This is a genomic window from Bradyrhizobium sp. USDA 4451, assembly GCF_054822585.1.
Window position 1 is genome coordinate 4,874,623 of sequence record NZ_JBTRCH010000001.1, and the last position, 11,937, is coordinate 4,886,559.

Sequence of the window (11,937 nt, forward strand, 5' to 3'; positions counted from 1 at the left end):
TGGAGACTACAACAAACAGCGAACGAAATCAGCGAAACTTGCTTTAAGTATTAATACGGGAATCGAAAGGGCCCCGTTTGGGGCCCTTTCGGAAGTCATGGTCCTGATCTTAGCCCTGGTTTTGGCCAGGTGGCGGCTATTGCGCGGAACTCGGGAAGGCCGACAGCAGCCAGTGCGGCCTGGTGGACGCATAGGAGCTGGCATTCGCCGTGACCGACGGGTCGGCGTAAATGACGTTCGGACCGTCAGCGGCATTCTTCTGCTGTTGCATCCATTCCGCGGATCCAGGCACCGAAGCCGTCGTCGTCGAACCGGTGAAGCGGTCCGCAAAGCCGGTATCCTTCGGCTGAGCTGCGGCATAGCCCTTGTAGCCCTTGGCGGGGCGGGCAGCGGCAGTGGGGGCCGGAACGGCGACCTGCAGCGGCTCCGAGCCGGTCTGCGGCAGGTTCACGCGCAGGGTGGGGAACGAGTAGCGCGGCAGGCCAATCGACAGCATGTCGGTCGGTGCCGCATCGACCGGCGGCGGGGCCTTCAGATACTCGATCAAGGTGCCCATCGCGGCCAGCAGCTGGTAGTCGGCGAAAACGACCACGCTGCGGGCCGAGGTGAGCGAGACCGACGCGTTGAAGAACTGGTTCTGTGCGTTGAGCAGATCGATCAGGGAGCGCTGGCCGAGCTCGTATTCCTTCTGGAATGCCGCGATGGTCTTGCGGTCCGCTTCCAGCTGACGGGTCAGAGCCGAAATGCGCGTGGCCGTAATCGTACGGGCATTCCACGCCTTGTCGATCGACTCATAGGCGTCGCGCTGCAAGCGCGCGTGGCGCATGGTGGCTTCGGTATAGCGCTCGGCTTTCTCCGACCTGTTCCAGGCATCCTGGCCGCCGCGGAAGATGTCCCACGACATCACCACCTTGCCGCTGTAATCCTCATGGGTCACGGCAGGGCTTCCCGGCGCCGTCACGTATGGGAATGAATTGTCGTAGTGGGTGGCGCGGCCCTCGAGGTAGAATTTCGGGCCGAACGTTCCGTCGGTCGCCTTGAACGCATGCTTGGCGGCGTCGGCGTCGGACTGGGCCGCGGCGATCGTCGAATTGAAGCGCAGCGTAGTCGCCAGCGCTTCGTCGCGGCTGCTCGGCAATCCACCGAGAGGGGCGGGGAAGCGGACGTTGATCGGCTCGAGCCCGACGACCTTGCGGTACTTCGCCCGCGCGTCATCGAGGCTGCGCTGGAATTCCGCGAGCGCCGCACGGGCGGCCTCGACGCGTTCCCGCGCCTGCTCGAGGTCGCCTTCGCCGGCCCGGCCGCCGGAGAAGCGGGAGTTCACGTTTGCAAAGATCTTCTCGTGATTGGCGACGTTCTGCTGGGCGAGGCTCACCAGGCGGATGTAGCGCACGACGTCCATGTAGCCTTCGGCGGCGTCGAGGGCGAGCAGCTCGGTTCGTTCCTTGACGCGCGAGGCCGCCGCATTGACGCGCGCGGTCTGGCGCCAGACGTCATAGATCGACGAAAAGCCGTCCCACAGCAGCTGGCGCACGACCACCGATTCCTGGCTGCCATTGCGCCACGGGCCTGAACCCACGGTCGGCGTCTGCACGGTGTTGATGACGCCGGGCGGCTGATCGAATTTCTCCGGACCGTAGCTGGCGTCGACGCGCACCTGCGGCAGCAGCGTGCTCTGGGTTTGTCTCAGCTCGCTTTCGGTCGCACGCCGGTTCGCGGAAGCCTCGCCCACGCCCGGGTTGGTCAACATGGCCTGGCGCAAGGCATCGTTAATGGAAAAGACCTCGGCACGCGCTGACGTTGCCGCCAGGCAGAGGCACGCAATTACCGTGTATGCCGATCTCATAATTTCCGCCCCTACTCACAAAAATATTACGTAAGAATCTGCGGAAGGCTAACAGCGGATGGTTCCGCAACCTATGACATTTCAGCCACACAATGGCTCTAAGTGGGATCGTCATCGCTGCGGATGGGGCGCGCGCGAATCCAGATATCTTTATTAAAATCCAATGGTTTGGCGGCAATTTCGGCTGCAAGTCGGAGGCGTGCCGACCGGCAACACTGGCGACCAGAACAGGGAAGATCGGTTAAGCCTGCCTTAATAACGGCCGGTCATCGCCTACTGCTCCCGACAACTCGCAAGGTAGGCTGCAACGAAGGGCGTGGCCTTCGAGTCGGACGTGGGGGCCTCCAGGCGGCTGGTCAGCTTGTACAGCGACTTGCTGCCAAAATAGAACCGGTAGATCTCGGCAGTGGACTCGTCGACCCGGGTTGCGAAGATCGATGACGCGGTCCGATGGGCGGCGGCGAAGACATAGGTCGTGAGCTTTGCTGGCTTGCCTTCCGCCGCGACCGACGTTCCCCAGGTGACCGTGAAAGTTTCGCCATCGATCACCACGGCAGGCCGGACCGTCTCCAGATCGTCCTCGATCCATTGAATGGTGTTGCCCGAGGCGCCGGGCTCGACCCGCTTGCCCCGCGGTGTGTCACAGGTGAACCTGGAAGAAGCTGCTGTCGCCGCGCTCGTCGTTGCCAGCAGCAACACCAGGCAGCCGACCGACCGCCACATTGGTTCTCCCCTCCGCAGTTGCGTTCGGATCATAGTGAAGTCTCGAACCGCGCTGCGCAACTCGGTGATGTACGGACAGCAGCACCGCGCTCCTGTTTGCAGGCGAGCCCGGCGGGTGGTCGGGAGGCGTGTACGTCGTCACTCCGGCGCAATCGGATGCGGCGGGCGCTCGATCGATTGCCTGAGGCTCTCGAGTTCGACGAAGGCGTCGGCGTGCCTGCGAAGCTCATCGGCGATCATCGGAGGCTTGGTTCGAATGCTGGAAATGACGGTGACGCGCACGCCCATCCGCCGGACAGCTTCGACTACGGCGCGCAGGTCGCCGTCGCCGGAGAACAGGAATGCCTGGTCGATGCGCGGCGCGATTTCCAGTGCGTCGACCGCGAGCTCGATGCCGATGCTGCGCTTCATGCGCCGCCGTCCGTCGCCGTCGTCATGCTGCTTGGCCGACTTTCGCCGGACCGCATATCCATTGTAGTCGAGCCAATCCACCAGCGGCCGAAGGCTGCTGAACTCGTCGTCGTCTCTCACGACCGTGTAGAAATAGGCGCGGACGATTTGCCCGTGCTTGCCGAACTCGGTGAGCAAGCGCCGGAAGTCGACTTCGAAGCCGAGGTTCTTGACCGTGGTGTGCAGGTTCGCACCATCGATGAAGAGTGCAATACGATCGGTCATCTCGAGCCCCATGACGCCGGATCAGTCGATGTACGCTTTGGTTCTTGAAATTCCTTGGGGCGCGCACGGCGGCGCCCCCTGTTGAAATGCCTGATCCTAAAGCAAGGACTCGGCGGTGATGAAGCGGAAAGTTCCGCCAGCGCGTTAGGAGTATCTCATCCAGCGCATGCTGATCCGGCCGCGCCGACGCCCGTCGCCAGGCAAGGTTGCTATTGCCTGCGCAGCCGGAATGCATTTACCATCAACGAGCTGACGTGCCGTTTGGTGCCGGGCGATATTTCAGACGATCACTTGATTTTGCGGATTTGGTTTTTCGAAGATTGGAATTTTTATCGCTAGAGGAGGGGACGGTTCTGCGCCCCTGATGCACAGACATCTTTATTCTTGCTTGCGGGCGTGACCGAAGGAGGTACGTCGATCGGGTTAGTTTGCCGTCAGATCAGCGATCAGGAGGGAGCGGCCTGGTTGAAGCGCGCGAGATGCGTGGTCGTCCTTTCGCTCTGCATCCTGCTGTCCTGTTGCGGCGCTGCGCGGCAGGCCAACGAAAAGGATGCGGGACCGGCAGCAGACCCGACAACGGAGACGGCAGCAGCGGCGGCCGAGCCGACACCGGCGGCGACAACGACACCGGCACCGCCTGAGGCGACAAAGACGCCGTCAACAGCAGCGGAAACGGTCAATCTGAGCGGCGCACTCGCGGAATGTCGCAACAGCTTTCCGGATCAGATTGCGCAGGCGGTGGCGAGGGCGGCCTGCGTGATCAAGGCAACCGAACCGGTGCGGCCGCTGTTGCCGTTTCCCGACTTGCTCGATCGGGAGAACGCCCTGCGCAAGACGCTGGCAGAGCAGGTTCAGGCAAGAACAATCTCCCTGCTCGAGCGAAACATCCAGATCCAGAAGCTCCATTCGCAGCTGCTCGACGAAGAGCACAGCCGACTGCCGGCCGCAGCGGCGGACGCGAACAAGGTGCCGCTGGCGGTCACGCAGTGGCGGCAATCCAACGGGGAGAGTTGCGGGCGGCTCGGAGGGGATTCCGGGACGTGCTATTGAAGAAGGTCGATGCCTGTAAGGACAACCGGCGGGAACTTTGCGAAGCCGGATCGTGACGCTGGCATCCTCGACCTCGTCCTCGCGACGGAGTCGTCGGTATCGCGCTCGGCCCGCGCGATTACCGTATTCGCACGGAGCGGGCAGGCTGAAATGTCGCGAAATACCAAAACACCTATAATTTAAGGGGTTTTGTGCGAACGGTCCCGGATTGCCGCGGCCGAACAGGGCGCCAGCCGCGCCGCAGGTAGGGTTAATAAAGGATTACCAATCGACAGATTTCCCGCGACGCATTATAAGAAAATCCTAGTTGGCCTTGGATTTTGCCCTGCCAACATATTGCGTAAATTTCATGTAAAGGGATATTTTCCTATGTTGAAGCTCTACATCCAGACCACCGAAGCCTTCAAGCGCCTCCGTTCGGACACTGCCGGCGTCGTGTCGTTCGAGTACGTGATCGTCGCTGCCTGCATCGTCGCCGCGGTTGCCGCTGCGTTCGGTACGACCGCTGGCGGTGGCATCGGAGCGGCTCTGACCTCCGCGATCGGCAAGATCACCGCAGCCGTCAATACCGCGACCTCCGCCTGATTGCCTCTGGCCGATCAGTCAAGTCTGCGCTGGTCTTACGACAAGACGCCGTCGGCGGTTTCATCTGCCGACGGCGCCCTGAAATCATTCAAGACATTCATTGCCTGAACAGGGATTAAGCCCAATGTCGACGTATTACTTTAAAGTGAAAGACGTCTTGAGAGTTTTGCGCACGGACGAGGCCGGGGTCGTGTCGTTCGAGTATGTGATCGTTGCTGCTTGTATCGTAGCTGCAGTGGCCGCAGCGTTTGGCACGACTGCTGGCGGAGGCATCGGATCAGCACTCACCTCCGCAATCGGCGCGATCACGACTGCAATCAATACTGCTGTCTCAGCCTGATTAGCCAGAGATTGGGGCACCGCAAAGTGCCCCGCTTTGTCTGAGGCAAATTTTGATGAACTGGATTGCATCCACGACCTCGTGTCTGGAAATCGCGTTGTTGTTGTATGTCGCAACGATCGATATCGCGACACGGTTGATTCGAAACGAAATCTGTCTGGCGCTGGCGCTTCTCGGGATCGCCGGTCAATTGGCCACCCCGACGCAGATCGGCCAGTCGCTGATCGTCACTGCAATTCTGTTTCTGCTGCTCTTCGTGATCTATCAGCGGGGAGCGATCGGCGGCGGCGACGTCAAGTTGCTGGTTGCCCTGGCGATCGGTCTGCCGCTGACCGGTGTGATCGAGTTGCTGACGGCGACCGCATTGGCCGGTGGCGGTCTGGCCGTCGTGCATCTGATCATGCGCCGCCTGCCAACTCCGCGGCTGGCACCCGCTGGGTCGTCACTGGTGCGCCGGATCTACGCGGTCGAACGCTGGCGGCATTTGCGACATGCGCCGCTGCCTTACGGGGTCGCGATCGCATGCGGCGGTATCTGGACCATTTTGAGCAAGGGATTTTGATATGTCATCCGCATTGCGAGTCTCGATCATCATGGTGCTGTTGCTTGCAGCCACGGCACTCGGAATCATTGCGTTCAACCTGAACCAGCCGAAAGACCCGGTCGTTGCGCAGGTTGCGGAAAAGCCGGCGGCTGCGCCGGCGACGGTTGGCTACTTTGTCGCGACACGTCCGCTGTCGAAGGGCACGCTGGCGCGCGACGAGGACTTCGCGATCCGCCAGGCGGCGCCGAATCGCGTGCCCGCCGGGGCGATCCTCGAAACGCCTGACACCAAGGCAGGACTTCCCGGCTCCCTGGTTCGCAAGTTCGTCGACACCGGCAGCGCCATCACCCTGGAGGACATCCTGCGTCCGAAGGATCGTGGCTTCCTCGCCAGCGTGCTGGCGCCCGACAGCCGCGCCATCAGCATCAAGGTCGACGAAGAAACCGGCGTCTCGGGCCTGATCCGGCCAGGCGACAATGTCGACGTGGTGTTGACCCAGGTGTTCGAGAAGGCCGATCCGATGAAGCGGGCCGTCAGCGAAACCGTTCTGTCGAACGTGCGTGTCATTGCGATCGACCAGGAAATTGCGCAGGGCGGCCGCCCGCTCACCAATGCCGTCCCCGGCAAGACGGCGCAGACCGTCTCGCTGGAGCTCAAGCCGAGCCAGGTCAAGAAGGTCGCCGTCGCCAAGCAGCTTGGAACGCTCTCGCTCGTCGTCCGCGCCGCCGCCGAGCAGTGGGATAAGGCCGACACCGGGGCGACCTCGAGCTGCGACGTGTCGCCGGAGCTGGCGCGCCAGAGTGCGGTCGCCGGCCAGAGCACGACGATCGCGATCTATACCGGCAACGAGGTCAAGCAATATTCGGTCAGGAAGCAGGATGCCGACGATGACGCCCGTGCGAATTGCGACGGGGCATTCGGGGCCGAGGCGCAGACGACGGCTGCGGCCGGTGACATCGGCAAGGGACCGGAGAAGCGTTGATGAGTGTGAACATGGCAGTGGTTGACCAACCCGAAGAGACGACTTCCGTTGTCGCGCGTAACCGCATTGTCTGCTTCGTCAACGACGAGCTGAGCGCTGCAGCCCTTCGCAAGGGTCTCGAGGGCAGCAATCTGGTGATCCGGCGCGGCACCATCCGTCACGCGACGCGCATGCTCGAGACCGACACCGATCTGACCGCGCTGGTGACCGACATCAGCGGCATCGACGATCCGTTCACTGAGCTGGAGCGTCTGGCGAGCGTCTGCCCGCCCGATGTGCGGGTGTGCCTGATCGGCGAGAACCGGGAGATCACCTTCTATCGCGAGCTGATGGAGATCGGCCTTACCGAGTACCTTCCGACCCCGATCACCCGCGACATGGTGCTGGACCAACTGCGTCCGAAGCTGCTCGGCGACAGCACGACCGCCCACAGTGACCGTGATCGCGGCGGGCATGTGGTCTCGATCTGCGGTGCGCAGGGCGGCGCCGGCGCGACCAGCGTCGCGATCAACCTCGCGCTGCAACTGGCCGAGACTACCAAGGCCAAGGTCGCGCTGCTCGACCTGCATCTGCAGGGCGGCGAGACCGCGGTGATGCTGGGCGTGCGCCCCGGTCCGGGCCTGCGCATTGCGCTGGAAAACCCGATGCGGGCCGACACGCTGTTCCTGGAGCGCGCGGCAATCGAGGTGAACGATCGGGTTTGCCTGATTTCCGGCGACGAAGACCTCGATGCCAAGCTCGACATCACCGAAGCCGGCGTCCGCCACGTGATCGGCCTGCTTCGGCAACGCTTCAACTACGTCGTGGTCGACGTGCCGGTGCCGTTCCCGGCATCGATCTATCCGGTCATCCAGATGTCGCGTCATGTGCTGGTCCTGCTGGAAGCCGAGGTGACCGGCCTGCGCAACGCCCACGCGCTGCGCAATGCCGTCACCAACATCGCCGGCAAGGATCGCGTCTTCACCCTGCTCAATCGCGCCGATCGCGCCGGCGGCCTGCCGAGGGCGACGATCGTCAAGGCGCTGGGCGCCGAACCCGACATGGTGATCCCGGATCTCGGCAAGGGCATGACCCAGGCCGTCAACCTCGGTGTTCCCGCGCTCAAGCACGTGTCCAAGCTGCGGCGTCACCTCGCCCCGATCGTGCGGGAGATCACCGGCGTCGGCGGCACGAAAAGAGCCGGCTGGAAGAGGTGGCTCGGGCTATGAAAAAGTTCGGACGGCGCGCAGACGAAATGCCAATGCGGATGCCCGCGGCTGTGCCGGATGCGCCGGCCGCGGCGCCGACCGTGCGGCCGGCGCCGCCGCCCTTGCCGCCGGCGGAAACCAGCGTGGCATTATCGGCGCCGAGCCTGTTTGCACCGCCACCGAGGCGTGACGAGCCTGCGACCCACCATCCGGTGATGTCAGCCTCGCTGCGCGAGCGGGTCATCGAACAGATCGAGCCGTCGGTGGCGACGACCGTCCCGCGCGACGTGCTGCGGCGGCAGATCGAGGAGATCATCCACGGCATCGCCAATCAGGACCGGCTGGAGCTATCGGGCCGCGAGCAGCTCTTCCTGGCTGAAGAGATCGCCGACGATATGACCGGCTACGGGCCGCTTCGCCCGCTGCTGCTCGATGAGACGATCAACGACATCATGATCAACGGGCCGAGTAACGTCTATGTCGAGCGGGCCGGCAAGCTCGAGCGAATCGCGGTGCGGTTTCGTGACAACGACCATATCGCTTCCGTCGCCCAGAAGATCGCATCGCAGGTCGGACGGCGTGTCGACGAATCCAGCCCGATGGTGGACTGCCGCCTGCCTGACGGCAGCCGTGTCAACATCATCCTGCCGCCGCTGGCGATCCACAGCCCTTGTATCTCGATCCGAAAGTTTCCCAGCCGGCGCTACAACATTGCTGCGATGGTCGAAAACGGTACGATGAATGCTGCCATCGGGCAGCTGCTGGAAATCGCTTCCCGTTGCCGGCTTAACGTTCTGGTCTCGGGCGGAACCGGTTCGGGCAAGACGACGCTGCTCAACGCCCTCAGCCAGTTCATCGACCACAGCGAGCGCATCGTCACGATCGAGGACGCTGCGGAATTGCAGCTCCAGCAGCCGCATGTGATCAGCCTGGAGACGCGGCCTCCGAGCCTCGAAGGCACGGGGCAGGTGACGCAGCGTGATCTGCTGTGGAACGCGCTGCGTATGCGTCCGGACCGCATCGTCGTGGGCGAGGTGCGCGGCGCCGAGGCATTCGACATGCTGCAGGCCATGAACACCGGCCATGACGGGTCGATCTCGACGGTGCACGCCAACAGCGCGCGCGATGCGCTGACGCGCGTGGAAAACATGGTGCAGATGGGACAGGTCAATCTGCCGTCGCGCGCGATCCGCGCCCAGATCGTCGCGGCCCTCGACATCATCGTGCAGGTCGAGCGCATGCGCGACGGGCAACGCCGCATCGTGCAGGTCAGCGAGGTGATCGGCCTGGAGGGCGAGGTAATCACCACCAACGACATCGCGCTGTTCGAGTACAAGGAAGAGGATGTGCACGGACGGATAACGGGCACCTACCGGTCCACCAACGCAGTCCCCAAGTTCAAGAGCCGCCTCGTCTATTACGGGCTCGAGCGGGCTTGGGCCGATGCGATGAGGCATATCTAATGTCGACGCCGCTGATCATCGTTTTGCTGCTGCTGCTATGTGCGACGGCCAATACGCTATGGCTCGATGCGCGACAGCGGCGGATCGACCGCCATCTCGAGATCGCTTTGCCGGCGTCGGACGTTGCGAGCTTGCCCTCCATCCGTCGTGCCGCCAAAGTCTCGCGCTGGGATCTGCTCTATCGGATTGTGAATTACCGCGCAGAAATCGTCTACGCCTGGCATCCGGCCTACGTATTGCTCGCCGGCGTGGTTGCCGCTTGTCTCGTCATCTATGCCAATCGACTGCTGGGGCTTTCAGCGCCGACGCTATCGATCGCCGCAGCTGTCGCCGCTATCCTGGTGGTGCGTGGCATGTTCGGGTGGCAGCGCAGTCGCTTCATCAACCAGCTTTTCCGCCAGCTTCCTGACGCGATCCAGTTGGTAACCAGTACGGTCCGATCCGGCCTGCCGGTCAACGAGGCATTCCGGACGATTGCACGCGAGATGCCGCAACCAACATCCGGTCAGTTTGCGATGGTCTGCAGCGAGCTGAATCTAGGGAGGCCTCCAGAAGAAGCTGTCGAAGGTATCTATCGACGGACGCTCGTTCCTGAATACGCGATGTTTGCCGTAACGCTCGCGGTTCAACTGAGATCGGGAGGCAGCCTTGCGGAAACGCTGCAAACGCTGGCCGAGACAGTGAGCCAGCGGGTTGCACTGGCCGCGCGCGCGAAGGCTCTGGCCGGTGAGGTCATCTTCTCTTCGCGCGCATTGTCGCTTTCACCGCTCATCGTGGGGGGACTGCTCTACGCGATCAATCCCCAATCGATCGACCTGCTGTTCTACGATCCGACAGGAAACATGCTGCTGGGCTATGCGATCCTTTCGGTTATCACGGGGCATTTCGTTATACGCTGGATGATCAAAAGGGAGACGGCGCTGTGACTGCAGGTCTCGGTTTGGCGGCGCTTGCAACGGCAGCTGCGGCCGCAGTGTTGGTTCTGATCATTCGCGAGGTCCATCTTCGCGCGCTGGATGCACGTGTAACGAACGCTGTGTTGGGCATTCCGGATCGCTCAAGCTCGTCGCAGGACCTGATGGGCTGGCTCTCCTCGATAGGCGCGCGCTACAGGCGCTTCTACGCAGAAGAGAATCTCGAGCAACTCCGAACCATTATCCTAGCGGCGGGTTTCAACCCTTACCGGGCCTTGCCGATCTGGATCGGTGTCAAAGCCGTCAGCATGTTCTTGTTTCCGCTCGCGGCCTTTTCTGTAGCGCAGGCTCTGGGCAGGCCGCTCTCAGACGTGATGATCTTTACGCTGGTCGGAGTGGTGGTCGGAATCATGGGGCCGCGCCTCATTCTCATGTTTCTGAAGCGGCGCTTTGATGCAGCCATCCGGCTGGGAACCCCGGATACCATCGATCTGCTCGTCGTATGCAGCGAAGCGGGAATGGGCCTCGAGGGCGGTCTTGAGCGTGTGGCAGACGAGATGAAGGAAACCAATCCGCAAATGGCTGAGGTGTTGCGCGGACTGCTGGATGACCTACGCATATTGCCGAACCGCAGCGAAGCATTCGAGAAGCTGGGCGCCAAGTCTGACGGTTTGCGTCGCTTTGGAACGGTCATCAGCCAGAGCCTGCAATACGGAACGCCGCTAGGGCAGGCGTTGCGCGGGATCGCGGTCGACCTCCGCCGGGAGCGCATTACCAAACTGGAGGAGCGCGCGCACAAGCTAGGCGCCAAGCTGACTATTCCGATGGTGCTGTTCATGCTGCCCGCCATGTTCGTCATTCTGGGCGGTAGCCCGTTTTTGCATCTCGCTCGCGCTTTCAAGTAGGTCTCCGATGAGCACCGTCACTCTCACGAGCAAGTCGCCTTATGAACGGACCATGCAGTTGCTTGGCGGCATGTGGTTCATGCTGTTGGCTCTCCTTGTCGCGATCAGAGTCGGATCGTTTGCCGATCCATGGCCTTCGCTGTTGTCGAGCTTTTGCCTCGCGAGCTTCTACGTGCTGCTCGGGTTGCTGATCATCACCCGGCCGCCGGCGAAGGCCCAGGCGGATGGTTTGCTGCCGAGGATGGCAGCATTCGTTGGCACCTATATGCCGTGGACGATCGGTTTTTTTGGCGAAACTGACAAGGCGCTGCCAAACCTTGCGTCCACCGTTTGCGTTTTGACCGGGATGGCCATGATGCTCGTCACGATCAGACATCTCGGTCGCTCGTTCAGTCTGGTACCGCAAGCGCGGACAGTGGTGCAGACCGGCCCGTATCGATGGATCAAGCATCCGCTCTATTTGGCGGAAGAAATCGTCATATTCGGCGTGGTGCTCAAGAGCATCTCGCCGCTGACGTTGGGCCTCTTTGTGCTGCACATCGGCGTCCAGGTTTGTCGGATTCACTACGAGGAAGATCTGCTGCGCCGCAACTGTCCGGAGTACGCGAGTTACGAAGCGGCGCGCTGGAGGTTGATACCCTATGTGTGGTGAGGAGGAGCGTCCGCGAGATTATTTGCGGACAGTGCAAGACGACGAATTGCATCGGTTTGCTGTAGCTTGAA

Annotated in this window: 14 protein-coding genes; 11 read left to right on the forward strand and 3 right to left on the reverse strand. The window is 62.2% G+C overall.

Features of this window, described 5'->3' with window-relative positions; genetic code table 11:
- Positions 1-136: 136 nt before the first annotated feature.
- From ACVMB0_RS22285 to ACVMB0_RS22295, 3 genes are all read right to left on the reverse strand, one after another.
- Complete coding sequence (locus ACVMB0_RS22285) at positions 137-1,750, reverse strand: TolC family outer membrane protein (protein WP_461347688.1); 1,614 nt, start codon at positions 1,748-1,750, stop codon at positions 137-139.
- A gap of 369 nt (positions 1,751-2,119) precedes the next feature.
- The gene (locus tag ACVMB0_RS22290) at positions 2,120-2,569 is read right to left on the reverse strand and encodes a hypothetical protein (RefSeq protein ID WP_461347689.1); all 450 of its coding nucleotides are present in this window, start codon (positions 2,567-2,569) and stop codon (positions 2,120-2,122) included.
- 138 nt (positions 2,570-2,707) lie between these two features.
- Positions 2,708-3,244: a LabA-like NYN domain-containing protein gene (locus ACVMB0_RS22295; protein WP_456755554.1), complete on the reverse strand. Its 537-nt coding sequence runs from the start codon at positions 3,242-3,244 to the stop codon at positions 2,708-2,710.
- A gap of 81 nt (positions 3,245-3,325) precedes the next feature.
- On the opposite strand from ACVMB0_RS22295, the gene ACVMB0_RS22300 reads away from it, so the two are divergent.
- From ACVMB0_RS22300 to ACVMB0_RS22350, 11 genes are all read left to right on the forward strand, one after another.
- On the forward strand, positions 3,326-3,583 hold the full coding sequence (locus tag ACVMB0_RS22300; protein ID WP_461347690.1) for a hypothetical protein: 258 nt from the start codon (positions 3,326-3,328) through the stop codon (positions 3,581-3,583).
- A 144-nt stretch (positions 3,584-3,727) separates the two neighbouring features.
- Entirely contained in the window at positions 3,728-4,294 is a 567-nt protein-coding gene (locus ACVMB0_RS22305) for a hypothetical protein (protein ID WP_461347691.1), read from the forward strand.
- A 369-nt stretch (positions 4,295-4,663) separates the two neighbouring features.
- The gene (locus ACVMB0_RS22310) at positions 4,664-4,879 is read left to right on the forward strand and encodes a hypothetical protein (RefSeq protein WP_456755551.1); all 216 of its coding nucleotides are present in this window, start codon (positions 4,664-4,666) and stop codon (positions 4,877-4,879) included.
- Between the two features lie 124 nt (positions 4,880-5,003).
- Positions 5,004-5,219: a hypothetical protein gene (locus tag ACVMB0_RS22315; protein WP_456755550.1), complete on the forward strand. Its 216-nt coding sequence runs from the start codon at positions 5,004-5,006 to the stop codon at positions 5,217-5,219.
- A 55-nt stretch (positions 5,220-5,274) separates the two neighbouring features.
- Positions 5,275-5,781, forward strand: coding sequence for an A24 family peptidase (locus ACVMB0_RS22320; protein ID WP_461347692.1), 507 nt, complete (start codon positions 5,275-5,277; stop codon positions 5,779-5,781).
- Position 5,782: 1 nt separating this feature from the next.
- Positions 5,783-6,745, forward strand: coding sequence for a Flp pilus assembly protein CpaB (gene cpaB, locus ACVMB0_RS22325; RefSeq protein WP_461347693.1), 963 nt, complete (start codon positions 5,783-5,785; stop codon positions 6,743-6,745).
- Positions 6,746-6,756: 11 nt separating this feature from the next.
- A complete protein-coding gene (locus ACVMB0_RS22330) occupies positions 6,757-7,953 on the forward strand; it encodes an AAA family ATPase (RefSeq protein ID WP_461347694.1) in 1,197 nt (398 codons plus the stop codon).
- Positions 7,950-9,395: a CpaF family protein gene (locus tag ACVMB0_RS22335; RefSeq protein WP_461347695.1), complete on the forward strand. Its 1,446-nt coding sequence runs from the start codon at positions 7,950-7,952 to the stop codon at positions 9,393-9,395. The genes ACVMB0_RS22330 and ACVMB0_RS22335 overlap by 4 nt, the downstream gene beginning before the upstream one ends.
- The gene (locus ACVMB0_RS22340; RefSeq protein WP_456755546.1) at positions 9,395-10,321 is read left to right on the forward strand and encodes a type II secretion system F family protein; all 927 of its coding nucleotides are present in this window, start codon (positions 9,395-9,397) and stop codon (positions 10,319-10,321) included. Before ACVMB0_RS22335 ends, ACVMB0_RS22340 begins: the two co-directional genes overlap by 1 nt.
- Positions 10,318-11,214 carry a type II secretion system F family protein gene (locus tag ACVMB0_RS22345; RefSeq protein ID WP_456755545.1) on the forward strand — a complete coding sequence of 299 codons (897 nt, stop codon included), beginning with the start codon at positions 10,318-10,320 and terminating at the stop codon, positions 11,212-11,214. Before ACVMB0_RS22340 ends, ACVMB0_RS22345 begins: the two co-directional genes overlap by 4 nt.
- A gap of 7 nt (positions 11,215-11,221) precedes the next feature.
- Positions 11,222-11,866, forward strand: coding sequence for a methyltransferase family protein (locus tag ACVMB0_RS22350; RefSeq protein ID WP_456755544.1), 645 nt, complete (start codon positions 11,222-11,224; stop codon positions 11,864-11,866).
- Positions 11,867-11,937 lie beyond the last annotated feature (71 nt).

Excerpts from the sequence above, each read along its gene's own strand:
- ACVMB0_RS22350 (WP_456755544.1), top strand. The coding sequence starts at position 11,222 with ATGAGCACCGTCACTCTCACGAGCAAGTCGCCTTATGAACGGACCATG.
- ACVMB0_RS22290 (WP_461347689.1), bottom strand. The coding sequence starts at position 2,569 with ATGTGGCGGTCGGTCGGCTGCCTGGTGTTGCTGCTGGCAACGACGAGC.
- cpaB (WP_461347693.1), top strand. The coding sequence starts at position 5,783 with ATGTCATCCGCATTGCGAGTCTCGATCATCATGGTGCTGTTGCTTGCA.
- ACVMB0_RS22335 (WP_461347695.1), top strand. The coding sequence starts at position 7,950 with ATGAAAAAGTTCGGACGGCGCGCAGACGAAATGCCAATGCGGATGCCC.
- ACVMB0_RS22320 (WP_461347692.1), top strand. The coding sequence starts at position 5,275 with ATGAACTGGATTGCATCCACGACCTCGTGTCTGGAAATCGCGTTGTTG.
- ACVMB0_RS22285 (WP_461347688.1), bottom strand. The coding sequence starts at position 1,750 with ATGTTGACCAACCCGGGCGTGGGCGAGGCTTCCGCGAACCGGCGTGCG.
- ACVMB0_RS22340 (WP_456755546.1), top strand. The coding sequence starts at position 9,395 with ATGTCGACGCCGCTGATCATCGTTTTGCTGCTGCTGCTATGTGCGACG.
- ACVMB0_RS22330 (WP_461347694.1), top strand. The coding sequence starts at position 6,757 with ATGGCAGTGGTTGACCAACCCGAAGAGACGACTTCCGTTGTCGCGCGT.
- ACVMB0_RS22310 (WP_456755551.1), top strand. The coding sequence starts at position 4,664 with ATGTTGAAGCTCTACATCCAGACCACCGAAGCCTTCAAGCGCCTCCGT.
- ACVMB0_RS22295 (WP_456755554.1), bottom strand. The coding sequence starts at position 3,244 with ATGACCGATCGTATTGCACTCTTCATCGATGGTGCGAACCTGCACACC.
- ACVMB0_RS22315 (WP_456755550.1), top strand. The coding sequence starts at position 5,004 with ATGTCGACGTATTACTTTAAAGTGAAAGACGTCTTGAGAGTTTTGCGC.